Origin of the sequence: Tardiphaga robiniae, assembly GCF_001618955.1 — a bacterium.
GTDB lineage: Bacteria > Pseudomonadota > Alphaproteobacteria > Rhizobiales > Xanthobacteraceae > Tardiphaga > Tardiphaga robiniae_A.
Genome location: NZ_LVYV01000034.1, coordinates 411432 through 437768, shown reverse-complemented (window position 1 = coordinate 437768; position 26337 = coordinate 411432). Strand labels below are relative to the sequence as shown.

General features: G+C 61.9%; 26 protein-coding genes. 15 read left to right on the top strand and 11 right to left on the bottom strand.

Features of this window, described 5'->3' with window-relative positions; translation table 11 throughout:
- Positions 1-152 precede the first annotated feature (152 nt).
- From A4A58_RS22165 to A4A58_RS22150, 4 genes are all read right to left on the bottom strand, one after another.
- Positions 153-1109, bottom strand: coding sequence for a PDR/VanB family oxidoreductase (locus A4A58_RS22165; protein ID WP_068736156.1), 957 nt, complete (start codon positions 1107-1109; stop codon positions 153-155).
- Positions 1106-1627, bottom strand: coding sequence for an MOSC domain-containing protein (locus tag A4A58_RS22160; RefSeq protein WP_068736154.1), 522 nt, complete (start codon positions 1625-1627; stop codon positions 1106-1108). The genes A4A58_RS22165 and A4A58_RS22160 overlap by 4 nt, the downstream gene beginning before the upstream one ends.
- An 86-nt stretch (positions 1628-1713) precedes the next feature.
- A complete protein-coding gene (locus A4A58_RS22155; protein WP_068736152.1) occupies positions 1714-3030 on the bottom strand; it encodes an MFS transporter in 1317 nt (438 codons plus the stop codon).
- 159 nt (positions 3031-3189) lie between these two features.
- The gene (locus tag A4A58_RS22150) at positions 3190-3537 is read right to left on the bottom strand and encodes a RidA family protein (RefSeq protein WP_068736146.1); all 348 of its coding nucleotides are present in this window, start codon (positions 3535-3537) and stop codon (positions 3190-3192) included.
- A 329-nt stretch (positions 3538-3866) separates the two neighbouring features.
- Between A4A58_RS22150 and A4A58_RS22145 the strand changes: the two genes are divergently transcribed.
- Positions 3867-4430 (top strand): helix-turn-helix domain-containing protein, encoded by a 564-nt coding sequence (locus tag A4A58_RS22145; RefSeq protein WP_068736144.1) that lies wholly within the window; start codon positions 3867-3869, stop codon positions 4428-4430.
- A 103-nt stretch (positions 4431-4533) separates the two neighbouring features.
- On the opposite strand, the gene A4A58_RS22140 is transcribed toward A4A58_RS22145, so the two are convergent.
- Positions 4534-6150, bottom strand: coding sequence for an ABC transporter substrate-binding protein (locus A4A58_RS22140; protein WP_433993650.1), 1617 nt, complete (start codon positions 6148-6150; stop codon positions 4534-4536).
- A 318-nt stretch (positions 6151-6468) separates the two neighbouring features.
- Here A4A58_RS22140 and A4A58_RS22135 point away from each other — a divergent pair, with 318 nt between their 5' ends.
- The 8 genes from A4A58_RS22135 to A4A58_RS22100 all read left to right on the top strand — a co-directional run bounded on the left by A4A58_RS22135 (position 6469) and on the right by A4A58_RS22100 (position 15861).
- Positions 6469-7602 carry a M20/M25/M40 family metallo-hydrolase gene (locus A4A58_RS22135; RefSeq protein WP_068736140.1) on the top strand — a complete coding sequence of 378 codons (1134 nt, stop codon included), beginning with the start codon at positions 6469-6471 and terminating at the stop codon, positions 7600-7602.
- A 241-nt stretch (positions 7603-7843) separates the two neighbouring features.
- Positions 7844-8785, top strand: coding sequence for an ABC transporter permease (locus A4A58_RS22130; protein ID WP_068736138.1), 942 nt, complete (start codon positions 7844-7846; stop codon positions 8783-8785).
- Positions 8786-8798: 13 nt separating this feature from the next.
- Positions 8799-9683 carry an ABC transporter permease gene (locus tag A4A58_RS22125; RefSeq protein ID WP_068736136.1) on the top strand — a complete coding sequence of 295 codons (885 nt, stop codon included), beginning with the start codon at positions 8799-8801 and terminating at the stop codon, positions 9681-9683.
- Positions 9684-9733: 50 nt separating this feature from the next.
- On the top strand, positions 9734-11380 hold the full coding sequence (locus A4A58_RS22120; RefSeq protein ID WP_068736321.1) for an ABC transporter ATP-binding protein: 1647 nt from the start codon (positions 9734-9736) through the stop codon (positions 11378-11380).
- Positions 11381-11410: 30 nt separating this feature from the next.
- Complete coding sequence (locus tag A4A58_RS22115; RefSeq protein ID WP_068736134.1) at positions 11411-12934, top strand: M81 family metallopeptidase; 1524 nt, start codon at positions 11411-11413, stop codon at positions 12932-12934.
- A 12-nt stretch (positions 12935-12946) separates the two neighbouring features.
- Positions 12947-14107: a M20 aminoacylase family protein gene (locus A4A58_RS22110; RefSeq protein WP_068736132.1), complete on the top strand. Its 1161-nt coding sequence runs from the start codon at positions 12947-12949 to the stop codon at positions 14105-14107.
- 183 nt (positions 14108-14290) lie between these two features.
- Positions 14291-15181: a crotonase/enoyl-CoA hydratase family protein gene (locus A4A58_RS22105; RefSeq protein WP_068736130.1), complete on the top strand. Its 891-nt coding sequence runs from the start codon at positions 14291-14293 to the stop codon at positions 15179-15181.
- A gap of 8 nt (positions 15182-15189) precedes the next feature.
- Positions 15190-15861, top strand: a complete 672-nt coding sequence (locus A4A58_RS22100; RefSeq protein WP_068736128.1) for an alpha/beta fold hydrolase — start codon at positions 15190-15192, stop codon at positions 15859-15861.
- 4 nt (positions 15862-15865) lie between these two features.
- Here the strand turns inward: A4A58_RS22100 and A4A58_RS22095 are convergent, their stop codons facing one another.
- The 3 genes from A4A58_RS22095 to A4A58_RS22085 form a co-directional block, all read right to left on the bottom strand.
- Complete coding sequence (locus A4A58_RS22095) at positions 15866-16843, bottom strand: NADPH:quinone oxidoreductase family protein (RefSeq protein WP_068736126.1); 978 nt, start codon at positions 16841-16843, stop codon at positions 15866-15868.
- Positions 16843-17454, bottom strand: coding sequence for a 2-hydroxychromene-2-carboxylate isomerase (locus tag A4A58_RS22090; RefSeq protein ID WP_068736124.1), 612 nt, complete (start codon positions 17452-17454; stop codon positions 16843-16845). Before A4A58_RS22090 ends, A4A58_RS22095 begins: the two co-directional genes overlap by 1 nt.
- A 61-nt stretch (positions 17455-17515) precedes the next feature.
- Positions 17516-18220: a glutathione S-transferase N-terminal domain-containing protein gene (locus A4A58_RS22085; RefSeq protein WP_068736122.1), complete on the bottom strand. Its 705-nt coding sequence runs from the start codon at positions 18218-18220 to the stop codon at positions 17516-17518.
- Positions 18221-18344: 124 nt separating this feature from the next.
- On the opposite strand from A4A58_RS22085, the gene A4A58_RS22080 reads away from it, so the two are divergent.
- The gene (locus A4A58_RS22080; protein ID WP_068736120.1) at positions 18345-19367 is read left to right on the top strand and encodes a methionine synthase; all 1023 of its coding nucleotides are present in this window, start codon (positions 18345-18347) and stop codon (positions 19365-19367) included.
- 116 nt (positions 19368-19483) lie between these two features.
- Here A4A58_RS22080 and A4A58_RS22075 read toward each other — a convergent pair whose 3' ends face one another.
- The 3 genes from A4A58_RS22075 to A4A58_RS22065 form a co-directional block, all read right to left on the bottom strand.
- Positions 19484-20101: a hypothetical protein gene (locus A4A58_RS22075; protein WP_068736118.1), complete on the bottom strand. Its 618-nt coding sequence runs from the start codon at positions 20099-20101 to the stop codon at positions 19484-19486.
- Positions 20102-20124: 23 nt separating this feature from the next.
- On the bottom strand, positions 20125-20649 hold the full coding sequence (gpt, locus tag A4A58_RS22070; protein ID WP_068736116.1) for a xanthine phosphoribosyltransferase: 525 nt from the start codon (positions 20647-20649) through the stop codon (positions 20125-20127).
- Positions 20650-20712: 63 nt separating this feature from the next.
- Positions 20713-21447 carry a competence/damage-inducible protein A gene (locus A4A58_RS22065; protein ID WP_068736115.1) on the bottom strand — a complete coding sequence of 245 codons (735 nt, stop codon included), beginning with the start codon at positions 21445-21447 and terminating at the stop codon, positions 20713-20715.
- Positions 21448-21668: 221 nt separating this feature from the next.
- Here A4A58_RS22065 and A4A58_RS22060 point away from each other — a divergent pair, with 221 nt between their 5' ends.
- The 5 genes from A4A58_RS22060 to A4A58_RS22040 all read left to right on the top strand — a co-directional run bounded on the left by A4A58_RS22060 (position 21669) and on the right by A4A58_RS22040 (position 26332).
- Positions 21669-23087, top strand: a complete 1419-nt coding sequence (locus A4A58_RS22060; protein ID WP_068736112.1) for a circularly permuted type 2 ATP-grasp protein — start codon at positions 21669-21671, stop codon at positions 23085-23087.
- A gap of 62 nt (positions 23088-23149) precedes the next feature.
- Positions 23150-24094 (top strand): alpha-E domain-containing protein, encoded by a 945-nt coding sequence (locus tag A4A58_RS22055; protein ID WP_068736110.1) that lies wholly within the window; start codon positions 23150-23152, stop codon positions 24092-24094.
- Positions 24095-24134: 40 nt separating this feature from the next.
- Complete coding sequence (locus tag A4A58_RS22050; RefSeq protein WP_068736108.1) at positions 24135-24977, top strand: transglutaminase family protein; 843 nt, start codon at positions 24135-24137, stop codon at positions 24975-24977.
- A 78-nt stretch (positions 24978-25055) separates the two neighbouring features.
- Positions 25056-25802: a proteasome-type protease gene (locus A4A58_RS22045; protein WP_068736107.1), complete on the top strand. Its 747-nt coding sequence runs from the start codon at positions 25056-25058 to the stop codon at positions 25800-25802.
- Positions 25803-25813: 11 nt separating this feature from the next.
- Positions 25814-26332 (top strand): GNAT family N-acetyltransferase, encoded by a 519-nt coding sequence (locus A4A58_RS22040; protein ID WP_068736104.1) that lies wholly within the window; start codon positions 25814-25816, stop codon positions 26330-26332.
- Positions 26333-26337: the final 5 nt, after the last annotated feature.

The window sequence follows — 26337 nt, the reverse complement described above, 5'->3', positions numbered from 1 at the left end:
CTGTTCCGCATTCCCACGTCGTCCCGGCGAACGCCGGGACCCATACACGCTGGAAAGATGGTGAAGACGCTGTCGTGGAGACTCGGCGTTTCATTCACGCCGACCGGGGTTATGGGTCCCGGCGTTCGCCGGGACGACATGTCGAGTTGTCCCTAGAGATCCAGCACCAGGCGGTCCTTCGCGGAGCCTGCCACGCAGACCAGGAGACTGCGTTCGCGCTCTGCCGGCGACAGGACGCGGTCGCGATGCACCGGCTGCCCTTCCAGCCAGTCCACCTTGCAGGAGCCGCAGATGCCGCCGCAGCACGATGCCGGGACGTCGATGCCGATATCTGTCAGCGCCGACAGCATGGTCTGCCCTGCGGCCACGACGATTTCCCGCTTCGACTTCGCCAGCGCGAGCACATAGGGCTTCGCATCGGGATCGACCGGCAGCGGCGGCGGCACGAAGCGCTCGATATGGACGCGGTCCGCTGGCCAGTCGCGCGATGCCTGTTCGAAATCGTCGATCATGGAATCAGGACCGCAGCAGGCGAGCGCAACATCCGACAGCGGCCGCCCGACCAGCGCTGCAATATCGGGGCGCTGCCCGCTCGAGGTGTCGTGAATCACCACATGGCCGGACTTGCGCAGCGGCGCGAGCAGATCGGCGAGTGGCGGCTCGCCGCGTGCAATCATGTGCAGCGTAAATTTCGAACGGCCCATGCGCTTGAGCCAGGCCGCCGCCGAGAGGAACGGCGTCACGCCGATGCCGCCGCCGACGAACGTGAAGCGCGTCACCTCGGTGGAGAGATCGAGCCCGCCGCGCGGCAGCATGACGCCGATGGTGTCGCCGACCTTGACCTCGTCATGCAGCACGATCGAGCCGCCCCGCCCTTCGACCTCGCGTTTCACCGCAACGACATAGCGCTTGTCATCGGCGGGATCGTTGCAGAGCGAATAGGTCCGCACCAAGCCGCCCGGCAGATGCAGATCGATATGCGCGCCGGGCTTGAACGGCGGCAGCTCCCAGTGATCGGGATCGACCAGCGAGAATACCTTGATGCCCGCGCCGCCGTCCTCGATCTTGTCGACGATGGTCCGGACCTTCGTGATCGGCACCGCGCTCATTGCACGTTCCGCACGGCATCGCCGACACGCACGGTGCCGCCCTGCAGGATCTTGCAGTTGAGACCGGAGCGGTTGATCAGCGGATCGAAGATCGCCTTGCCGGTGATCTCTTCAATGTGCCGGCACGGGATCGATAGCCGCGTCGATTCCAGAAGCGTCTCGCCGAGCCAGAACTGGCGGCCGACCAGATGCGTCAGCGGCACGCCGGACACGGTGACATTGCGGCGATGTTCTTCGGGCGCGAGATCGATATTGTGATCGCGCTTCAGCGCCACCAACGTCTCGTATTCGAACAAAGTGACCTGGCGCCCCTCTTCCGGCTTGTGCGAGTAGAACCCCTCCTCGCGGCCGATCATGTAACGATCGCCCTCGATGCCCTTGCCGGCGATCAAAGTGAGCTCCGGCATTTCGCGCATGGGCAGGAACGCGCGCGGCGTGATGTGGAGATAGCGCACCACGCCGGTCCATGACAGGACCACGGCGCCGGGTACTGGTTTGGCAGTCAACGTATCGAGCATTGCTCAAATCCTTCTGCAAATGTTGTCATCGCAGTCATTGATGGCTGGAGTGTAGGGCGGCAGGCGTGCCGCCGCCCCCGCTGCTGTCAGGTCAGTTCCTTGTTGGCCATTTCAGGCGCGAACGACGTCGCGATCGCCGTGATGCAGGCGCAGACGATCAGGAAGATCGATACCGGCCAGGTCGCACCAGCCCAGGTCATCAGCGAGGCTGCGATCAGCGGGCTGAGACCGCCCGAGATGGCCGCACCGACCTGGAAGCCGAGCGAGGCACCGCTGTAGCGCAGCTTTGCGGTGAACAGTTCCGAATACCAGGGCGCGCCGATGCCGAACATCACCATCTGGCCGAACGAGATCGCGACAACGATGGTGAGGATCACGATGGTCGGATCGCGGGTGTCGAGCAGCCAGAACATCGGGAATGCGAAGGCGGCACAGAACGCACAGCTCGCATAGAACATGATCTTGCGCCCGACCTTGTCCGACAACCAGCCAAAGAAGGGGATCGAGAACAGCGCAACGAAGGATGCGATGAAGGCGCCGTTCAGCACGAGGCCACGCGACAGGCCGAGCTTCGACGTCGCATAGGACATGATGAACACACCGGCGATCGAGGCATAGGCGATTTCCGAAATCTTCAGGCCAACCGCGGTGAAGAACGGCTTGCGGTGATACTTGAAGATTTCAACGATCGGCATCTTGGCGACTTCGTTCTTCGCCTTCAGCGCGCGGAATGCGGGCGTCTCTTCCATGCTCATGCGGATCCAGAGGCCGACGCCAACCAGCAGGATCGAGATCAGGAACGGAATGCGCCAGCCATAGCTCATGAAGTCTTCTTCAGGCAGCTGCGAGACCAGCGCGAACATGCCGATGGCCGCGAGATTGCCGACGGGATTGCCGACCTGCACCATGCTGCCCAAAAATCCCCGCTTATGCGTCGGGCAGTTCTCCACGACCATCAGAACCGCACCGCCCCACTCGCCGCCCAGGCCGATACCCTGCAGGAAGCGCAGCCCGATCAGCAGGATCGGCGCTGCGATGCCGATCTGCGCATAGGTCGGCAGCAGGCCGATGGCGAAAGTGCCGAGGCCCATCACCATGATCGTAATCGCGAGCATTGCCTTGCGGCCCACACGGTCGCCATAGTGACCGAAGATCGCGGCACCAAGCGGACGCGCGAGGAAGCCGACCGCATAGGTGCCGAAGGCTGCGATAGTTGCGAGTGCCGGATCGCCCGCGGCGAAGAAGATCTTGTTGAACACCAGCGCGGTCGCCGCGCCGTAGATCAGGAAGTCATACCACTCGACGGCGGTACCGATCACGCTCGACCAGACGATCTTGCGCAACACCGCGTCATCGGGATGGTCAGCGGTCGTAACGGTATTGAATTCTTCTGCGACGGTCATCGTTCACTCCTTCAAAAGACATGTTCAGTTTCAGGCGCGTGGGCTCGTTCCGTGCCGCGACATCTCGCGGCGCAGTCCGGGTCGTCTCGTGAATTGTCGCTGTTGCTTCAGTCGCCCCAGCGCGGGCGGTGGTGATGCCTAGGGAATGGCAGCGATTCCCTAGAGAATCGCAGCGATGGCTGCGATCTCGACGCGGATCGACGGATTGGCGAGCCGTGCTTCGACACAGGCGCGCGCGGGCGATGCGCCTGCGGGCACCCAATCATCCCAGACCGTGTTGAAAGCCGCGAAATCCGCGATGTTCGGCAACCACACCGTGGCGCTCAGGATCGATGACTTGTCGGTACCGGCCTCGCTCAGCAATGCATCGATCTTGGCGAGCACTTCGGCGGCCTGGGCCTCGACGCCGACAGACAGATCGTCCGGCACTTGCCCCGCGAGATAAACGAGACCACCATGCACCGTGGCCATGCTGAGCCGCTTACCGGGCTTCAAACGCTTGATCATCTATCTACCTTCGTGTCGTTTTCCGAGGACATCTTCCCGTCATCAAAATCCAACATGTTTACTGCTGGAAATCAACGTCACGAAAATCAGCATCTGATGCCTAAATCGGCAGAATGCAGAGAGTGCACATCGCACAGGCGATAAATCGGCATTTCCGGCCACTTTTGCCTAAATTATCCTTGCCAGTGCTGGAAATATCTGCAGCAATGTTTTCCAACAGAAACACTCCGGCATCGGTCTGGAGCGCTTTCAAAGCGAGGGGCGAGACAGCCCTTCCACCGCCGCTGCGCACCCTCTAAAAGAACAAGCACTTCATCAGGAGATCGACGTTGCTCGACGTCAGCAAGAATGCGGTTGGCTTCAACCTGCGCCAGCTACGCACCACCAAGGGACTGACGCTGGATCAGCTCGCCACCCAGAGCGAGCTGACGCGCGGCTACATTTCCCTCGTCGAACGCGGCTTGAAGACGCCCTCGGTGAATGCGTTGCTGCGCCTTGCCGCTGCGCTCGACGTCAACGTCACCTATCTGTTCGATCCCAATCCGACGCCGGCGCCGCGCTACACGCTGTTCCGGCAGGACGAACAGCAAACGCCCATGCAGGACGACGGCGTCGATCTGCTGGCGCTGGCGGCGGGACGCACACGCAAGATGATGGAGCCGTTCCTGATCCGGCCGCCGCTGAAATTCGCGCCGCGCGCATCGCATGCGGGCGAGGAATTCCTGTTCGTCATATCAGGCAAGATGGCGATCAAGATCGAGGACGAAGAGATCGTCCTGAAGAAAGGCGACTGTCTGTACTTCTCCGGTGAGACGCCGCACTGGGTGCGCAGCATCGGCAAGCCCAAGGCCGACGTGCTGCTCGTGGTGTCGGCGGCATCGCCCGAGCGCTGAAGCTAGCGGCGCAAATTTTCTAACCCTCAAAAACAAAAGTGCCGGCCTGATCTCTCAGGCCGGCACTTCATGTTGGTGAACCTGGCCGCTGCAGCGGCGCCGGTTACTCCTTCTTGTCGATGTTCCAGAACACCGGGGTTGCCGCGCCGCCGATGACGCCGGTCAGCGACTTCCGCCATATACTGGGCAGCTGGTATTCGCCGAGCGGAATGTAGGTAACCTGTTCAAAGACCCGCTCCTGAACTTCCGCAGCGAGTTTCTTCTGCTCCGCCGGATCGGTCGCGCGCGAGAATTTGTCACGCAGCTCTTCCAGCTTGGCATCTTCGGTCCAGCCGAACCAACCACCGGACTTGCCTTTGCCAGATGTGGAGACGTTGGAGATCGGGTTCAGAATGTCCGCACCGACCCAGTTGGTGAAGAACATGTTCCACCCGCCTTCCTTGATCGGCTTCTGGCTGGCGCGGCGCGTTACTACGGTCTGCCAATCTGTGGCCTGCACTTCAACCTTGAATCCGGCGTCACGCAGCTGCTGCGCCACCACGATCGGTTGCGCCTTCAGCGTCGACACGTCGGTCGGTGCCATGATCACGACGGGCGTACCATCATAGCCGGATTCCGCGAGCGCCTTCTTGGCCTCCGCCAAGCCGTTCCCCTTGACCAGCGTTTCCGATCCAACCGTCGTCTCGAGTGGCGTGCCGCAGCCGAACACCGAGCCACAAACTTTGTAATAGTCGGCATTGCCGATCAACGCGTCCAGAACCGGCTTCTGGCTCATCGCCAGGAACGCAGCGCGGCGAATCTTGATGTTGTCGAACGGAGGATAGAGGAAGTTCATACGGCCCAGCGTCTGGTAGCCGAGCTTGTTGAGGACCTCCATCTTGAGATCCTTGTCCTTCGCGAGCACCGGGATCATGTCGTAGGGCGTGTTCTCCATGAAATCGATGTCGCCTGACTGCAGTGCATTCACTGCGGTCTGCGCGTCGGGCATCGTGATCCACTCAACACGATCGACCTTCACCACCTTGCCGCCGGCCGTCCAGCTGGCGGGCTCGGAACGTGGCACATAGTCCGTATTCTTCTCGTAGACCGCCTTCACGCCCGGCTGGAATTCAGCCTGTACGAACTTGAACGGGCCCGAACCGATCTGCTCCGAAATCGCCTTGTCCGCCGGCGTGTCAGCGAGGCGTTTCGGCATCATGAATGGCACCACCGACGACGGCTTGCCGATCGATTCCAGCACGAGGCCGTAGGGCTCCTTCAGCGTCAGCGTGATGGTCTTGGCGTCGGTGGCTTCGATGCTCTTGGTGAAGTCCATGAGCTTCTGGCCCATGCCGTCGCGCTTGCCCCAGCGCTGCAGCGACGCAACACAATCTTCCGCCGTGACCGGCTTGCCGTCATGCCACTTCAGGCCATCGCGCAGCGTGAACGTGTAGACGAGCTTGTCATCGGACACCTTCCAGCTCGCCATCTGCGGCTGAACCTTGAAGTTTTCATCGATCGCGAGCAACGTGTCGTAAACCATGTAGCCGTGGTCGCGCACGATATAGGCGGTGGTGATGATCGGATCGAGCACGCGCAGGTCGGAATGCATCACGGCCGAGATGGTCTTGCCGGCAGCGAGCGCGGGCGACGACAGCGACGGCAGAGCCAGCGCTGCCGCCAGGGCGACGCCCGGCAACGTCAATTTCGTGAACGCAGCGGAGTGCCGCCAACGTGACATGTAGGACATGGAATCTCTCCTGACTTGAAACTCATCATCGGACGATGATGGATTATGCAACGCGATAGAATTTTAGGCGCAGCACCACGCGTTGCCTTTATGATTTAGACTTCAAAGACTTGCACCAAGCGTCAGTGGCGTCAATCGCGTTTTCATTGCGTTGCATCGATACGTTGCGATACGCCGCGTGATGCGCCGCGCAAATTTGCAAACACAAATCACCTGCTGCTAAGTCTCGCATGACCTCTCGCGACGTGCCCAGGCATGGCGCGCCTGATCGATCCATGAACGAAATTCTCATCCACAAGGAATGACTTGATGAATCCCGCAAACCTTCCGTTTGACCTCGAGAACATGTTGCAGGGGCTGCGCATCTGGGTCGAGTGCGAGAGCCCGACATGGGATGCGAATGCGGTTAACGGCATGCTCGATCTCGCTGCGCGCGACATGGCAATCATGGGTGCGACCATCGAGCGCATCTCGGGACGTCAGGGATTCGGCGGCTGCATTCGCGCCCGTTTTCCACATCCAAAATTCGGTGAGCCGGGCATCCTGATCGCAGGCCATATGGATACTGTGCACCCGGTCGGAACCATCGAGACACTGAAGTGGCGCCGTGACGGTGAGCGTTGCTACGGCCCTGCGATCTGCGACATGAAGGGCGGCAATTATCTGTCCCTGGAAGCGATCCGCCAATTGGCGCGCGCATCCTTCACCACGCCGCTCCCGATCACCGTGCTGTTCACACCCGACGAAGAAGTCGGCACCCCCTCCACCCGCGACATCATCGAGGCCGAAGCGGCACGTAATAAATATGCTCTGGTGCCCGAGCCCGCGCGTCCGCGTAACGGCGTCGTCACCGGCCGTTACGCCATCGCGCGTTTCAACCTCGAAGCTATCGGCAAGCCCAGCCATTCCGGAGCAACGCTCTCCAACGGCCGCTCTGCGATTCGCGAAATGGCCAGGAAGATCGTTACCATCGACGAGATGACCGGACCCGACTGCACCTTCAGCGTCGGCATCGTGCATGGCGGACAGTGGGTCAACTGCGTTGCCTCATCCTGCACCGGCGAAGCGCTCAGCATGGCCAAGCGTCAGCAAGACCTCGATGCCGGCATCGAGCGCATGCTCGCGCTCTCAGGCACCGAGAATGACGTGACCTTCAAGGTCACCCGCGGGGTGACCCGGCCGGTCTGGGAGCCGAATGCCGGTACAATGGCGCTCTACGAAAAGGCCAAGGCCATCGCCAAGACGGTTGGCATCGGCGATCTCGTCCATGGCAGCGCAGGCGGCGGCTCCGACGGCAATTTTACCGGCGCGATGGGCATCCCGACGCTCGACGGTCTCGGCGTTCACGGCGCCGATATGCACACGCTGAACGAATATATCGAGGTGGAGAGCCTGGTCGAGCGTGGACGCCTGATGGCCGGATTGCTGGCGACGCTCGATTGATGCAACACTCCACACGGTCTGCGCGCCGGATAACCGGCGTGCAGACTGCGGCCGTGGCACAGGACTTGCTCCGTCGGGTTTCAGGCAGCACGTGAGTGGTTTGAATTTTCGATCAGGCGAGTTGCAACTGTGAGAATGATGACGAAACATTGCAGCGCGCCCAAAGCCTTCTCGACCACGTTCCCGGTTCACCGACGCGGAACAGATACGTTCAGCCAACTCGGCCAATAGGAACGACTTAATGCTTGGATATCTCATTCGCCGAATTCTGGCGGCCATCCCGGTCATGGGAGTGGTGGCACTGTTCGTATTTCTTCTGCTGCGGCTGACGCCCGGCGATCCCGCCGCGATCATCGCCGGCGATTCGGCGACACCCGAGCAGCTCGACCGCATCCGGACGCAGCTCGGGCTCAACGAGCCGCTCTATACACAGTTTTTCAGTTGGGTTTGGCGGCTGCTGCACGGTGACCTCGGCACATCGCTGATTTCCAACGTACCGGTGCTGCAGATGGTCAGCCAGCGCATTGAACCTTCGCTCAGCGTCGCACTCAGCGTCATGCTGCTCTCGATCCTGGTCGCCGTGCCGCTCGGCATTATCGCAGCCTGGAAGCACGGGACCTGGATAGACCGCTTTGTGATGGCACTATCGGTCATCGGCTTCTCGGTGCCGGTGTTCGTGATCGGCTATGTGCTGATCCAGATATTCGCGATCGAACTGCGCTGGGTGCCGGTGCAAGGCTTCCGCAGTATCTTCCGCGGCTTCGGGCCGTTTTTTGAGCGCATCATTCTGCCGACCTGCGCGCTGTCCTTCATCTATGTCGCGCTGATTGCGCGCATGACGCGGGCCGCAATGCTCGATGTGCTCGGCGAAGACTATGTCCGCACCGCCCGCGCCAAGGGCATCAACGAAAGCGGCGTGCTGCTGCGCCACGCGCTGCGCAATGCCGCCGTCCCCGTGATCACCGTGATCGGAACAGGCTTTGCGCTGCTGATCTCCGGCGTCGTCGTGACCGAGAGTGTGTTCAATCTGCCCGGCGTCGGGCGCCTGACCGTCGATGCGGTGCTGGCGCGCGACTTCCCGGTGATCCAGGCGATGATCCTTCTGACGTCCGGCGTATATGTCACGATCAACTTGGTGATCGACCTCGCTTACGCCCTGCTCGATCCCAGAATTCGTTACTAGGAACTTTCATCTGATGGCGATCGACTCCCTTCCCAATGCCGTCCTGCCCACGCGCAGCGGGCCGTCACTCGGCTTTCTCACGGCAACACCGATCATCGCAATCGCGACGATCTGCCTGACACTCGTGATCCTGTCGGCGATCTTCGCGCCGTGGCTCTCGTCCCATGATCCGCAATTGCTCGTGCCTGCCTTGCGGCTCAAGCCCGCCAGTTCGGAATATTTGCTCGGCACCGATGCCTATGGCCGCGACGTGCTGGCGCGCATTCTCTATGGCGGCCGCATTTCGCTGCTGATCGGCCTCGGCGCCGCCGTCACGAGCATCAGCATCGGCCTGTTCATCGGCCTCGTGTCCGGCTTCTTCAAATGGGTCGACGCGATCATGATGCGCGTGATGGACGGCCTGATGGCAATGCCGAGCGTGCTGCTGGCCATCGCCGTGGTGTCGCTGTCCGGCGCCAGCCTGACCACCGTGCTGATCGCCATCACGATCCCGGAAATTCCCCGCGTCGCGCGGCTGGTCCGTTCGGTGGTGTTGTCGGCGCGTGAAGAACCTTATGTGGAAGCCGCGATCTCGCTCGGCACCAGCATGCCGAAGATCATGTGGAAGCATCTGATGCCGAACACGGTGGCGCCCCTGATCGTCCAGGGTACCTATGTCGCGGCATCGGCGATCCTCACCGAGGCGATCCTGTCGTTCCTCGGCGCCGGCATCAGCCCGGAAACCCCGACCTGGGGCAACATCATGGCCGAAGGCCGCGCGTTCTTTCAGATCAAACCATCGCTGATCTTCTGGCCCGGCCTGCTGCTGTCGATCGCCATTCTTTCGGTCAACCTGATCGGCGACGCAGCACGTGACGCGCTCGACCCGCGTATGAAACAGCGGGAGGCAGGCAAGTGAGCGACGCCGTGAACAGCAATATCAACAGGACCGACGTGAACACCCGCCCGATGGTTCTCGAAATCGACAATCTCGTCGTCGGTGTTGGCAAGACCGGCGCCGGCAAGAAGATCATCGACGGCATCTCGCTGCAGGTCCGTCAAGGCGAAACCGTCTGCGTGGTCGGCGAAAGCGGCTCCGGCAAATCGGTGACCTCGCTGTCCACCATGGGCCTGCTGCCGAAGGATTCGCTGAAAGCCATCGGCGGCAGCATCAAGCTGGTCGGCGAAGACGTGTTGAAGGCGAGCGACCGCCGGCTACGCCAGCTCCGCGCCACGACGATGGCGATGATTTTCCAGGAGCCGATGACGGCGCTTAATCCGGTCGTCCATGTCGGCAAGCAGATCGATGAGGTGCTGCGCACCCATACCAGTCTCGGCGCCAGCGCGCGCCGCGCGCGCATCCTCGAGATGATGGAGCAGGTGCGGCTTCCCGATGTGAAGCGCATCTTCGCCTCCTACCCGCATCGCCTCTCCGGCGGCCAGCGACAGCGTATCATGATCGCCATGGCGCTGGTACTGGAGCCGAAGCTGCTGATCGCCGACGAGCCGACCACGGCGCTCGACGTCACCACGCAGAAGCAGATCCTGACACTGATCCGTGACCTGCAGAAGGATCACGGCACGGCGGTCCTGTTCATCACCCACGACATGGGCGTGGTTGCCGACATTGCCGACCGCGTCGCGGTGATGCGACAAGGCCGCCTGGTGGAGACCGGAACGCTGCAGAACATTCTCCGTGCGCCGACCATGGACTACACCCGCAACCTGCTGTCGGCCGTGCCGAGCCTTGTGCCGCGCCCGCCGCGCGTCGAAGCGGGCTTCAATCCCGTCGTGCTCGAAGCCAACGAACTCGGCAAGGTCTATCGTGAGCGGTCCTTCTTCGGCAAACCGCGCGAGGTCCACGCAGCGCAGGACGTGACGCTGACGCTGCGCAAGGGCCGTACGCTCGGCATCGTCGGTGAAAGCGGCTCCGGCAAATCCACCGTGGCGCGCTGCATCGTTCGCCTGATCGATCCGACCTCCGGCGGCATCCGCCTTGCCGGCCGCGAGATTTCCGACCTTTCGCGCCATACGCTGCAACCGCATCGCAAGAAGATCCAGATCGTCTTCCAGGACCCCTATCGCTCGCTCAATCCGCGCATCACCATCGGCGAGTCCATCGCCGAGGGGCCGATCAACTACGGCGCCAAGCGTTCGGTGGCCATGGCCAGGGCGCGCGAACTGCTCGAGCTCGTCGATCTTCCAGCCGATGCCGTGTCGCGCTATCCGCACCAGTTCTCAGGCGGCCAGCGCCAGCGTATCGCGATCGCGCGCGCGCTCGCGCTTGAGCCGGAAGTGCTGGTGGCCGACGAAGCCGTCTCTGCCCTCGACGTCTCCGTGCAGGCGCAGGTGCTGCGGCTGCTCGACGACATCCAGACCCGGCTCGGCATCGCCATCCTGTTCATCACCCACGATCTGCGCGTCGCCGCCCAGATTTGCGACGATGTTGCCGTGATGCAGCATGGCCGGGTGGTGGAACAGGGCCCGGCGGCGGAAGTCCTCGCAAATCCGCAACAGGCCTATACGCGCCAGCTGCTTGACGCGGCGCCCGGACGAGGATGGGATTTCGCCAACTTCCGCGCGGTCGATGGCAGCACCACCGTGCCGGCGGCCTGAGCGCATACCGAAACTGACCCTGGATTCTGAATGACCCGTATCGCTATCGGCGGCTTTCTGCACGAGACGAACACGTTTGCGCCGACCAAGGCGACCTATGAGGCCTTTGTACATGGCGGCGGCTGGCCGTCGATGACGCATGGCGCCGACGTCCTCAAGGTGATGCGTGGCATCAATGTCGGTCTCGCCGGCTTTGTGGAGCAAGCAGAAATCCGCGGCTGGGAGCTGATCCCGACCATCGCCTGCGGCGCGAGCCCTTCGGCGCATGTCACCAAGGACGCGTTCGAGCGCATCGTCGGCGAGATGATCGGCGGCATCAAAGCGGCGCTGCCCCTGGACGCGGTCTATCTCGATCTGCACGGCGCCATGGTCACCGAACATCTCAACGACGGCGAAGGCGAAATCGCGCGGCGCGTGCGCGAAGTGATCGGGCCGGACATTCCGTTCGTGGTCAGCCTCGACCTGCATGGCAACATCTCGCCGGAAACGGTCGAATATACCGACGCGCTGATCGCCTATCGCACCTACCCCCATGTGGACATGGCCGACACCGGCCGCGCCTGCGCACGCCACATGGACCTGCTGCTCGCCGGCAACCGCTTCGCCAAGGCGTTCCGGCAATTGCCGTTCCTGATTCCGATCAGCTGGCAATGCACCAATGACGAGCCGACCAAGAGCATCTATCTGAAGCTGGCCGCGCTCGAACACGATCAGATCCCGACACTGTCGTTCTGCCCGGGCTTTCCCGCAGCCGACTTCGCGCATTGCTGCCCGAGCGTGTTCGCCTATGGCGTGACGCAGACCGATGCCGATGCCGCGGCGGACACCATCGTCAGGCTGGTGATGGGCCACGAGGACGATTTCGACGGCAAGATCTACGCGCCGGACGAAGGCGTGCTGCATGCCATGGAGCTGGCGAAGACCCTCACCAAGCCGGTCGTCATCGCCGACACCCAGGACAATCCCGGCGCCGGCGGCGACAGCGACACCACCGGCATGCTGCGCGCGCTGGTGAAGAACAAGGCGATCAAGGCGGCCACCGGCGTGATCTACGATCCTGCTGCGGCAAAGGCTGCGCATGAGGCCGGCGAAGGCGCCACGGTCAAACTCTCCATCGGCGGCAAGTCGGGCATCCCCGGCGATGCGCCCTATGAGAACACGTTCGTGGTTGAGAAACTCTCCGATGGTAAGTTCGTCGCCAACGGCCCCTATTACGGCGGCCGTGACATGGATATGGGCCTCTCGGCCTGTCTGCGTATCGACGACGTTCGCGTCGTCATCTCCTCGCACAAGGCGCAGCTCGCCGACCAGTCGATGTATCGCTATGTCGGCATCGAGCCGACTGAGCAGAACATCCTCGTCAACAAGAGCTCGGTGCATTTCCGCGCGGACTTCGAGCCGATCGCCGGCAAGCTTTTGATCTGCGCCGCGCCCGGCGCGATGCCGGCGGATACGTCGGTGCTGCCCTGGAAGCATCTGCGCCCGGGCATTCGCCTGAAGCCGAACGGCGAACTCTTTACGCCCCAGACCTCATCACCCGCCCTCGTGCCGTGAACGGATAGACCCATGCCCACACTCGAACGTATCGACGCTTTCGCCGACGAACTCACCGCCATCCGCCGCGACTTGCACGCGCATCCGGAAATCGGCTTCGAGGAAGTCCGCACCTCCGGTATCGTTGCCGACAAGCTGACCTCCTGGGGCGTCGAAGTGCATCGCGGCCTCGGTGGCACCGGCGTCGTCGGCGTGTTGAAGGGCAACGGTTCGGGCGGCAAGCGCATCGGCCTGCGCGCCGACATGGACGCGCTGCCGATGGAAGAAAACACCAATCTCGCCTGGCGCTCGACCATTCCCGGCCGCTTCCACGGCTGCGGCCATGACGGCCACACCACCATGCTGCTCGGCACCGCACGTTATCTCGCCGAGACCCGCAATTTCGACGGCACCGTGCATTTCATCTTCCAGCCCGCCGAAGAAGGCCTCGGCGGTGCCCGCGCGATGATCAAGGACGGCCTTTTCAAGCAGTTTCCCTGCGATGAAATCTACGGCCTGCACAATGCGCCGGACATGAATCACGGCGAAGTCGGCATCTTCCCCGGCCCCGCAATGGCTGCCGCTGATTTCTTCGACATCACCATCAAGGGCTATGGCGCGCATGGCGCGATGCCGGAGCGCTCGAAGGACCCTGTCGTGATCGCGATGTCGCTCGGTCAGGCGATGCAGTCGATCGTCAGCCGCAACGTCAACCCGTTCGAATCCGCCGTGCTGTCGATCACTCAGATCCATGCGGGCTCGGCCTACAACGTCATTCCGGATGACGCCAAGCTCTGCGGCACCGTGCGGTGCTTCTCCGAGAAGGTCCGGATGCAGATCCGCGAGCGGATGCACGCCTTGGCCGCCGGCATGGCGACGGCGTTCGATTGCGAGATCAAAGTCGATATCCGCGACGGCTTCAGCGTGCTGGTCAATCAGGAAGAACATTCCAAGGCCGTCGAGGACGTCGCGCGCACGATTGTTGGCGACGCCAATGTGATCACCCGCGCGAAGCCGAAAATGGGCTCGGAAGATTTCGCTGATATGCTGCATGCCGTGCCCGGCGCCTATTTCTGGGTCGGCCAAGAAGGCTCGGTGCCGGTGCACAATCCCGGCTACTATCTCGACGACAAGATTCTGCCCATCGGCGCCAGCATGTTCGCTCGCATCGTTGAAACCCGGCTGCCGGTATAAGAAGCGGCGGCCAAAGCTGCCGGCATAATTCCGCAGGATGGGTTGAGCTCAGCCGTGCAAGCTGCTGTCCGACAATCCATCACGACTGCGCCATAACAAGATGGGTTTCGCTATCGCGCAACCCATCCTAAAATCGGCGGCGAGCAACCGCCCAACAAACAAAAAAACAGGGAAGAAACCATCATGGCCTATGAGACCATCCTCTACAGCGTCGACGAGCAGATCCTCACCATCACGCTGAACCGCCCTGAAAAGCTCAATGCCTATAACGCCACCATGCAGGCCGAGCTGATCGACGCTTTCGACAAGGCCGACGCGGACGACAATGTGCGCGCGATCATCGTGACCGGTGCCGGACGAGGTTTCTGCGCGGGTGCGGATCTCTCTTCGGGCGCCGACACCTTCGATCGCGACGCGCGGCGCGGCCCGGTGAAGCGCCTCGCCAGCGGCGATGTCGATTACAGCGATCCGATGGTGCGCGATGGCGGCGGTCAGGTGACGCTGCGCATCTTCAAATGCCTCAAGCCGGTCATCGCCGCGGTGAACGGCCCGGCCGTTGGCATCGGCGCCACCATGCAGCTCGCGATGGACATCCGCATCGCCTCGGAAGCCGCACGCTTCGGCTTCGTGTTCTCCCAGCGCGGCATCGTGCCCGAAGCGGCATCGAGCTGGTTCCTGCCGCGCCTCGTTGGTATTTCGCAAGCGCTGGAATGGTGCTTCTCCGGTCGCGTCTTCCCAGCGCAGGAAGCCCTTGCCGGCCGCCTCGTCAGCAAGGTTGTACCGCCTGAGGAGCTATTGCCAACTGCACGCGCGCTGGCCAAGACCTTCATCGACAAGACGGCGCCGGTGTCTGTCGCGCTGATCCGCCAGATGATGTGGCGCATGATGGGTGCCGACGATCCGATGGAAGCGCACAAGATCGACAGCCGCGGCATCTATGCGCGCGGTCGCTCCGAGGACGTCAAGGAAGGCGTCGTGGCCTTTCTCGAGAAGCGCCCGGCCGCATTCAAGAACAAGGTCAGCACGGACATGCCGAGCTATTTCCCGTGGTGGGACGAGCGCGACTACAAATAGGACGACGAATGAATCCGACGCCCTCTGGTCGTCCACTCGAGGGCGTCATTTTCCTGCACGGCATCAGCCGGTCGTTCCGATCTTTCATCAAGATGCAGCAGGCGGTCGAAGCTGCAGGATTCGCCACGCGGAACATTGGCTATCCCAGCCGGCGCAAGACGCTGTCTGCACTGGCCGATGACATCCATCCCGCCATCGCGCCATTTGCCGAAGCCAACGAAGGCTGCACGCATTTCGTCTGTCATTCGATGGGAGGTCTGCTGGCGCGTGTCTATCTGGCGCGCCACCGTCCATCGCGTCTGGGCCGCGTGGTGATGCTGGGCACGCCTAACGGCGGCAGCGAAATCGCCGATCTGCTCAAAAACTGGCTGCCCTATCGCCAGTATTTCGGGCCGGCGGGGCAACAACTCGTCACTCTGCGGGATGACGTGACTGAAGCAATACTTCCTGCAGTTGACTATCCGGTCGGCATCATCGCCGGCGACCGTACGCTCGATCCGATCACCTCAAACTTCATGTTGCCCGGCCCGAATGATGGTCGTGTCACCGTCGCGCGCACGAAGCTTGAAGGTATGACCGATCACCTCGTCATCCACGTGTCACATGCAATGATGATCCGGAGCAGGGAAGCGATCGATCAGGCGATCGCCTTCCTGAAGGACGGCCGGTTTCGGCGCTGAGCGCTCAGCCCATGGTCAGCGCCACGCGGCCGATCGCCCTGCGCTCCGTCAGTAGCCGCATGGCAGCCGCGACATCCGCCAGCGGCAGGCGATGCGAAACGTTTGGCCTGATCTTTCCTGCTTCTGCCCATACGAGGAGCTGCGCGATGCGGGCTTCGCCGATCTTCGGATCGCGCCGTGCCGCCTCGCCGGCGCGGACGCCGAGCACGCTGGCGCCTTTGATGAGCACGAGATTGGTTTTCGCCACGCCGATGCCGCCGGTGAAGCCGATCACCAACAGGCGGGCGCCCCAATTAATGCAGCGCAGGCTCTGCTCGAAGATGTCGCCGCCAACCGGATCGAACACGACATCGGCGCCCTTGCCATCCGTGAGACGTTTGATGGCGTCCTTGAATGGTTCGGCGCCATACAGCACGCCGTGATCCGCACCACGTGCTTTGGCGACTGCAAGCTTCTCCTCCGATGATGCAGCCGCGATTACCGTGGCGCCCAGCAGCTTCCCGATCTCCACCGCTGCCAACCCCACGCCGCCGCCGGCGCCATGCACCAGCAGCACTTCGCCCGCCCCGATCTGACCGCGATCGACCAGCGCGTGATGCGCGGTGCCGTGGGCGGCGAGAAACGTCGCCCCCTCCGCGTAGTCGAATGTCGACGGCAGTGAAGTGAGTTGTGCCGGCGTCACCACAACTTCGTTCGCATAGCCGCCATGACGCAGCTTGACGATGACGCGATCCCCGACCGCGATGCCGGGCACATCGCCGGCGATTTCGCTGACGTCGCCCGCCGCTTCCATGCCCGGTGTGAACGGTAGTTCGGGCTTGAGCTGATATTCGCCGGCCGCCATCAGGATATCCGGAAAATTGATTCCAGCGGCGCGCACGGCAACGCGGACCTGCCCGGGTTTCAGCGGCACTGATGCAAATTGTTCGAGGCGCAGGCTTTCAGGTGACCCGAGCTCGCGGCAAACGATTGCTTTCGGCATCAGGCGGCGCTCGCCTTGCGGCGCTGCAGCGCCTCACGGATCAACGGCAGGCGGTCATTGCCGAAATACATGTCGGTCTTGTCGAGATAGATGGTCGGCGAGCCGAAGCCGCCCCGTGCGATCACTTCATCGGTATTGACCTTGAGCTGGTCCTTGATCGCCTGATCGCCGATGCCCGCGAAGAACTTGGCGGGATCGATGCCGGTGCGCGTGCAGATCTCGGTCAGGACGTCATCCCTGGAGATATCCTTGTCGTCGCCCCAATAGGCTTCGAACACCGCGCGCGCAAACGGCACCATCGCATCGTTTCCAAGCCAGATGCAGCCGCGCATCGCCTTGACGCTGTTCACCGGAAACACCGTCGGCGGCATCTTGATCGCCAGGCCCGCCGAGCGCGCCCAATCACCGAGATCCTTCTTCATGTAGCGCGCCTTCGTCGGCACCGGGGTTTCGCGCGAGGCATAGACGCTGGGGTTGATCGAATTAAAGATGCCGCCCACCAGAATGGGCCGCCACGAGATCTCTTCGCCAAACTCCTTCGCGAGCGGCTGGATGTTGTGGAAGGCGAGATAGGTCCAGGGGCTGGAACAGTCGAAGAAGAATTCGATCATGGGTGTTTCCTCGTTTTGTTATTATTTTCGTCGTCATGCGCGCGCCCCGGAATGACGAGCTCTATTGCTGCGCCTGCGCATGCGCCGGCGCATCGACACCGAACATGATCTTCCTCGCCTGCTCATCCATCGGCTTCTTCTCCTGCTTGCCGACGGCAAGCCCCGCCTGTACCTGCGGCCGCGCGCGGACCAGCGCAAACCAGCGCTTCACGTTCGGGAAATCATCCAGCGTCAGCCCCTGCGCCTTGTGGGTCATGATCCACGGAAAGCACGCCATATCGGCGATGGAGTAGTCGCCGGTGATGTAATCGCGACCTTCCCCGAGATGCGCATCGAGTACACCGTACAGCCGCCTGGCCTCGCGGGTGTAGCGATCCATGGCATAGGGAATCTTCTCGGGCGCATAGAGCAGGAAATGTCCGTTCTGGCCGAGCATAGGCCCGAGCCCACCCATCTGCCACATCAGCCACTGCATGACGTCGAAACGCTTGCGCATCTCGGTCGGCATGAACAGGCCGGATTTCTCGGCGAGATAGATCAGGATTGCGCCGCTTTCGAAGATAGAGACCGCTGCGCCGCCATCAGCGGGCGTATGATCGACAATGGCCGGCATGCGGCCGTTGGGGCTGAGCTTCAAGAACTCCGGAGTGTACTGGTCGCCGCGGCCAAGCTGCATCGGAACGACCGTGTAAGGCAGCCCGCATTCCTCCAGCATGATCGATATTTTCCAACCGTTCGGCGTCGGTGCGTAATGCAGGTCGATCATCGGGTTTCCTCAGCGTATTTTACCCGATCCTAGACCTCCCCCATGGGTGCGCCAATCCCATATACGCGGGGACAGGAACATGGCAGACAGGCCACCGCAAAACACAATTTCCGGGGAGCGAACAATGCTGTTTCCAACCACCATCGCCGGCTCGCTCCCGAAGCCCGAATGGCTCGCCGAGCCGAACAAGCTGTGGCCGACCTGGCGCTCCTCCGGCGACGAACTGGCGCGCGCCAAGCGCGACGCGACGCTGCTGGCAGTGAAGGTGCAGGAAGACGCCGGCGTTGACATCGTCACCGAAGGTGAACAGGCGCGGCAGCATTTCGTCCATGGTTTTCTGGAGAAGGTCGACGGCATCGACTTCGCCCACAAGGTCGAGATGGGCATCCGCAAGGATCGCTACAAAGCGATGGTCCCGCAGGTGATCGCGCCGCTGCAGCTGAAGGGCCGCGTCCACGCGTTCGAGGCGCGGGCTGCCCGTGCGCATACGACCAACAAATTCAAGTTCACGCTGCCCGGCCCGATGACCATCATCGACACGCTGTCGGACAGCTACTACGGCGACCGCGTGAAGATGGCTTTTGCATTTGCCGAACTGCTGAATCAGGAAGCGCTCGCACTGCAGGCCGACGGCGTCGACATGATCCAGTTCGACGAGCCGGCCTTCAACGTTTTCATGGACGAAGCCGCCGACTGGGGCGTCAAGGCGCTGGAGCGCGCCGCGCAGGGCCTCACTTGCGCGACAGCCGTTCATATCTGCTACGGCTACGGCATCAAGGCCAATACCGACTGGAAGGAAACCCTCGGCAGCGAGTGGCGACAGTATGAAGAGATCTTCCCGGCCATCGACGCCAGCCCGATCCAGCAGGTCGCCATCGAATGCCGCAATTCGCGCGTGCCGTTGGAATTGCTGGGACTGCTGAAGAACAAGATCGTGCAGGCCGGTGTGATCGATGTCGCGAGTGACACTGTCGAGACGCCGGAAGATGTGGTCGCCACCATCGAGGCCGTGATGAAGCACGTGCCGAAGGACAAGATCGTGCCGACGACCAATTGCGGCATGGCGCCGATGCAGCGGGATATCGCGGAAGCAAAGCTGCGCGCACTGGGGGCGGGTGCGAAGCTGGCACGGCAGAAGCTGGGGTAACCCCGGCTCTCTCGATGTCATGGCCGGGCTTGATCCGGCCATCCAACTTCCTCTTTCCGTTACGAGCAAGAAAGATGGATGCCCGGGTCAAGCCCGGGCATGACGGAGTGAGATCGTTAGTTCTGCGCACTTTCGTGCAGCACCGGGCGATAGCCGGCGCGAAAAGCATTCAGCGTCGATGGTGGCGTCAGCAGCTGCACGTCGATGAGTTCGACATCCACTACGCTATATCCCGCAGACGACCATCGCAGCGCGCCCCCCTGCGCGATCAGATAGCTTTCGTCACCCGCCTGCACCATCGCCCCATCCGGCAATGCCTCGATAGGCCCATCCACCGAATGCAATCGCTTCTTCCTGTTATCCAGCCGCTCACGATGCAGCACCGCATCGATCTCCGTCGCCCGCACACGCATGACGCCGTTGCCCTCCTCCCACGCCGCACGGAAGCGGTTCGCGTCATCACGGCGGCAATAGAAGCATGGGCGGTGACCGGCGGCGAAGGATGTGGCCTCGTCGAGGAAGAACAGCTCGGTCCAGCTGCGTGTCGCCATCACATCGCGGCGGCGGCCGCGAAATTCGCAGACGCAAGTGATCCAGGCTGGATTGGACCAGCGCCTGTTCAGGAGCGTTTTGGTCGAAGGATCATGGATGATACCACGATTGCCGGTGAACGTTCCGCGCTCGGGTGTCGCGACGATATCGCCTGCCGGCGTGACACGATTTTGCAGCGGCAATCGCGTCTCCTCGCAACGAGAGCCTAGCCTGCGCCTTCGCGCATCGGCGGCTGGAACGACAGGCCAAGATCCCACGGAAAAAAGATCCAGGTATCCTGCGAGACTTCGGTGATGTACGTATCCACCAGCGGCCGCCCCATCGGCTTGGCATAGACGGTCGCGAAGTGAGCTTTGGGCAGCATGTCCCGGACGATCCGCGCGGTCTTGCCGGTATCGACGAGGTCGTCGATGATCAGCAGACCCTTGCCGTCCCCGCCGCCGAGTTTCAACGCATCGGCCGAGAGCCCCTTCAGTACCTGCAACTCGCCGCGCTTGTTGTGCTCATAGCTCGCGATGCACACCGTATCGATGACGCGGACGCCAAGCTCACGCGCCACGATCGCTGCCGGCACGAGGCCGCCACGCGTGATGGCGATGATCGCGTGAAATGGACCGGCGCTGTTCAGCCGCCAGGTCAGCGCGCGGCAATCGCGATGGAATTGATCCCAGGACACCGGGAATGCCTTGCCGGCGCGCTCCTCAGCACTCAATTCCGGATGATCGGCCATGTTCGTCTCCTCACATCGGTCGCCCTCAGGCGGCCGGACTTATGTTGATCTACTCGTTTAATTTCACTTGGGCGCGTTGATTGTCGCCAACATCGCCTTGACGGCCTCCATTGCCGCATTGAGCTTATCCTGATCGCGCGAACGCACCACCAGATTGGTATTCGGCTTGCCCTGTTCGTCCATGAACGGATAGCTGCCGATGATCGTATCCGGATGCGCCTTCGCGATATCGCGCAGCGGACCACCGACGTCACCCTCCCGCGCGTTGGCCTTCACCGTATCGGATAGCATCCGCAAACCAGATTTCAGCTTCGGCGACACGATGTCCATCATCGCCTGCATGATAGACGGTACGCCAGCCATCACGATTACATTGTCGATCTTGAAGCCAGGCGCCAAAATCGTTGCGCTCTGGATCAGGTCGGCGCCGTCGGGAATGCGGGCCATCCGCAGCCGCGCCTCATTCAGATCGTCACCGAAGCGCTCCTGGAAGCGCGCGACCACTTCAGGGTGATGGTCGATCTTGACGCCGAATGCCTTGGCCACTGCATCTGCGGTGATGTCGTCATGGGTCGGCCCAATGCCGCCAGTGGTAAAAACGTAGGTGTAACGTTTGCGCAGCGCGTTGAGTGCCGCGACGATATCCGGCTCGTCATCGGACACGACGCGGACTTCCTTGAGGTCGATGCCGATATTGGTGAGGTACTCGGCGATGAAGCCGATGTTCTTGTCCTTGGTCCGGCCCGACAGAATCTCGTCGCCGATCACCAGGATGCCCGCGGTTACAATCTCGGTCATTTGTCGTTCCCTACCATTCCCGGGACCATGCGCAGGCAATGTCCTGATGTCACGGGGTTTTGCTGCCGAAACGTGCAGCGTCCAGCCGTTTTTTCAGGCAGCTTTACACGCATCCCCTACGAATTGCTCTTGTTGGATGCATATCGTGCTGGCCCGCCCCTTGCTACCATCCCTTTCAGTCGTGCAATCTCCGTACGGCCTCGAAACAACAGTCAGGGTACATGGCAGTCGCGTTCGACGAAATGAACGGGCCCCAAGGCGAACTCCGCCCGGCCTATGAAGAACTCTCCCGCTGGCTCAAGGAGACGCCTCCGGACGCTTTGGAACATCGCCGCCAGGAAGCGGAGCTGCTGTTCCGTAGGATCGGCATTACCTTCGCGGTTTACGGCGACTCCGAATCCACCGAACGGCTGATCCCCTTCGACGTCATTCCGCGGATCATTTCCGGCAAGGAATGGACCCTGCTGGAAAAGGGCCTGAAGCAGCGCACCCGCGCCATCAACATGTTCCTCAAGGATATCTATCACGGCCGCGAAATTCTCCGCGCCGGCCTGATCCCGGATGACCTCATCTTCCAGAACCCGGTGTTCCGTCCGGAAATGAACGGCCAGGACGTCCCGCACGACGTCTACGTGCACATCGCCGGGATCGACATCGTCCGCACCAATCCGGACGAATTCTTCGTTCTCGAAGACAATGCCCGCACGCCCTCAGGCGTCTCCTACATGCTGGAGAACCGCGAGATCATGATGCGGCTGTTCCCCGACCTGTTCGCGCGGCATCGCGTCGCGCCGGTCGAGAAATATCCAGACGAACTGCTGTCCTGCCTGCGCTCCGTCGCACCGCGCTCGGCCTCAACGGAACCGACCGTCGCGCTGATGACACCCGGCGTCTACAACTCGGCCTACTACGAACACTCGTTCCTGGCCGACAAGCTCGGCGTCGAACTGGTCGAGGGCCGCGACCTCGTCGTCAAGAACGATGAAGTCTTCATGCGCACCACCGAAGGCCTCAAACGCGTCGACGTGATCTATCGCCGCGTCGATGACGATTTCCTCGATCCCCTCACCTTCCGCCCGGATTCAGCGCTCGGCGTCCCCGGCCTGATGTCCGCCTATATGGCCGGCAACGTCACGCTGGCCAACGCAGTCGGCACCGGCATCGCCGACGACAAGGCGATCTACAGCTACATGCCGGAAGTGGTGAAGTTCTATCTCGGCGAAGAGCCGATCCTGAAGAATGTGCCGACCTGGCGCTGCCGCGAACCTGGCGATCTTGCTTATGTGCTCGATCACTTAAGCGAACTCGTCGTCAAGGAAGTCCACGGCTCCGGCGGTTACGGCATGCTGATCGGGCCTGCCGCCACCAAGGCCACCATCGAAGCGTTCCGCGACAAGCTGAAGCGCGAGCCGGAAGGCTTCATCGCCCAGCCGACGCTGGCTCTGTCGACCTGCCCGACCTGCACCGAGTCAGGCCTCGCGCCGCGTCACGTCGATCTTCGCCCCTTCGTGCTCACCGGCAGCAAGAACGTGTCCATCGTCGCAGGCGGTCTGACCCGCGTCGCGCTGAAGGAAGGCTCGCTGGTGGTGAATTCCAGCCAGGGCGGCGGCACCAAGGACACGTGGATACTGGACGAATAACTCTCGATATAGGCAACCGGACTTCGACCGACGACCCATTTTTCAAAGAGTAACATCCCCGCATGCTGTCGCGCACCGCCGAGAACCTTTACTGGCTAGCCCGCTATGTCGAACGCGCCGAATATCTCGCGCGCACGATCGAGGCGACACTGCGCGTCACCGCGCTGCCGAATACCTATATCGGCCAGACCAACGAATGGGATTCGGCGCTACTGACCGCAGGCGTCAGCGCGGCCTTTTACGAGATCTATGAGGAAGCCAACGAGACCAATGTCGTCGAATATCTCTCGTTCTCGACGGCCAATCCCTCCTCGATCCGCAACTGCATCGAAGCCGCACGCCTGAACTCGCGCTCTGTTCGCACCGCACTAACCGGCGAGATGTGGGACACGATCAACAGCGCTTGGCTGGAGCTGCAATCCGCCTGGAGCGGCGGCGCCAAGACACGCGAGCAGCTGGCGAATTTCTTGCGCTTCGTGCAGGAGACATCGCTGCGCTTCGACGGATCAGCCTACCGCACCATGCTGCGCAACGATGCTTACTGGTTCTCGCGGCTCGGCCTGCATCTGGAACGCGCCGACAATACCGCGCGTATTCTCGATGTGAAATATCATCTGCTGCTACCCGAAGACGAACATGTCGGCGGTCCGCTCGACTACTATCAATGGACCTCGATCCTGCGTTCAGTCTCCGCACTGACGGCCTATCACTGGGTCTATCGCGAGACGCTGAAGCCCTGGCTGATCGCCGACCTCCTGATCCTCAACGACACGCTGCCGCGCTCGCTGGCGAGTTGCTACGGCAATCTAGTCCGCAATCTCGACCAGATCGGCGTGTCCTATGGCCGTCAGGGCGCAGCGCAACGCCACGCCCGCGGCGTGCGAAACCGGCTCGAACACAGCAACATGCAGGATATTTTCCAGCATGGGTTGCATGAATTCATCCAGGAATTCATTGCAGATAACAGCCGTCTGGGCGACATCATTGCCAAACAATACCTGATTTGAGCTAGCGTCCCGGCTCATCTGCAGATTCGGACACGTTGCCATGCGCCTGCGTATTGCCCATTCGACCACCTATCGCTACGAACCGCCGGCTTCGGGCGTGATCCAGATTTTGCGGATGACGCCGGGCAGCCATGACGGCCAGTATGTCGCCGAGTGGCAGATAGACGTCTCCACGGATTCGCGCCTGGATTTGCACGAGGACGCATTCGGCAATGTCACCCATGTGCTGACCCATGGGCCGATCTCCGACCTGACCGTGACCGTCGAGGGTCTGATCGACACCCAGGACACTGGCGGCGTGCTGAAGGGCACCGATGAGCGCTTTCCGCCGAGCTTCTTCCTGCGCCAGACCGACCTGACCGACGCCAGCGCAGCGATGCAGACCTTTGCCAAGGATCTGTCACCAAGCGCGGAGACCGACGTCCTCGGCTTCCTGCACGCGTTGATGATGGCCATCAACGAGCACATGACCTTCGACGTAGATCCAACCAGCACCGGCACTTCGGCCAGCGAGGCCTTCATCGGCAAGCGTGGCGTCTGCCAGGATTACGCGCATATCTTCATCGCCTGTGCCCGCTCGGCCGGCGTCCCTGCCCGCTTCGTCTCCGGCCATTTCTGGCGTGCCGATGGCGAGACCAACCAGCAGGCCGGCCATGCCTGGGCCGAGGCCTATGTGCCGGATCTCGGCTGGGTCGGCTTCGACCCTGCCAATGCCATCTGCACCACCGACGCCCATGCCCGCGTCGCCATTGGTTTGGATTACCTTGGTGCAGCCCCCGTCCGCGGCACCCGCTACGGCGGCGGCACGGAAACCCTGACCGTCGCCGTCAAGGTCGATCAGGCCAATGGCCGCGGCCAGTCCCAATCGCAGAACCAGTCCTGAACAATCTCAAACTGGTTTTCCGAGGTTGCCCGGTCGATACCCACCGCGTAAGACGCTTCCCTGACCAAGGGACCGACGATGACCTATTGCTGCGGAATTCTCGTCAAGGACGGCCTGGTGATGATCGCGGACACGCGCACCAATGCCGGACTCGACAACATTTCGACTTTCCGTAAGCTGCACATCTTCAACCAGCCCGGCGACCGCATCATGGCGGTGGCCTCGGCCGGCAATCTCGCCATCAGCCAGTCTGTACTCTCCACGCTGAGCGAGGGCCTCGAAAACCCGACCACGGGCGAGCTGGAGACCCTGTTGAACGCGCCCACGATGTTTCAGGCCGCGCAGCGCATCGGCCGCGCCATCCGGCATGTCAACGCCTCCGAGGGCAAGGCGCTGGAGGCCGAGGATATCAATTTCGACGTCTCATTTCTGTTCGGCGGCCAGATCAAGGGCGCCAAGATGCGCCTGTTCATGATCTACCCGGCAGGCAACTTCATCGAATGCACGGTGGACACGCCCTATCTGCAGATCGGAGAGCATAAATACGGCAAGCCGGTGCTCGACCGCGCGATGCATTACGACGTCGAATTGTATGAGGCACTCAAGACCGGCCTGATCTCGATGGACTCGACCATGCGCTCCAATATCGGCGTCGGCCTGCCAATCGATGTGCTGGTGGTGCGCACCGACGTCTGCGACGCCGATCTCAATCACCGTATTGAAGCCGGCGAGCCCTATTTCCACGACCTGCGCTCGCGCTGGTCGGCAGCACTGCGCGCGGCACATCAAAATATTCCGCGCCCGCCCTACAAGAAAGACAATTGAGCGCGGCCGCGATGACCGCAGCCCCGATGAAATGGCGCATCATGACGGAGGCAGACCTGCCGTCCGTCCTCGCCATCGCCGATGCCGTTCATCCCGATTTTCCCGAAGATGAGGTCGTGTTCGCAAACCGCCTGGCGCTGAATCCAGGCGGTTGCGCCGTGCTCGAAGCCCAGGACGGGATCAAGGGTTATCTCATCAGCCATCCCTGGCAATTCAGGGAGCCGCCGTCACTGAACAGCCTGCTGACAATACCCGCCGCGCCGTCGACCTTCTACATTCACGATCTCGCATTGCTGCCCGAAACCCGCAGATCCGGCGCGGCGACCGTCGCCGTCGATATGGTGGCGGCACGCGCCAGGCTGATGCAACTGCCCAACATGACGCTTGTTGCCGTCAACAATTCAGTTCATTTTTGGCAGCGGCACGATTTCACCATCATGCGCGATTCCGAACTGGATCAGAAACTGCAAAGCTACGGCGACAACGCACGTTTCATGGTCCGGGACCTCACTCAAAAAGACCTCTCGTAAAAAGA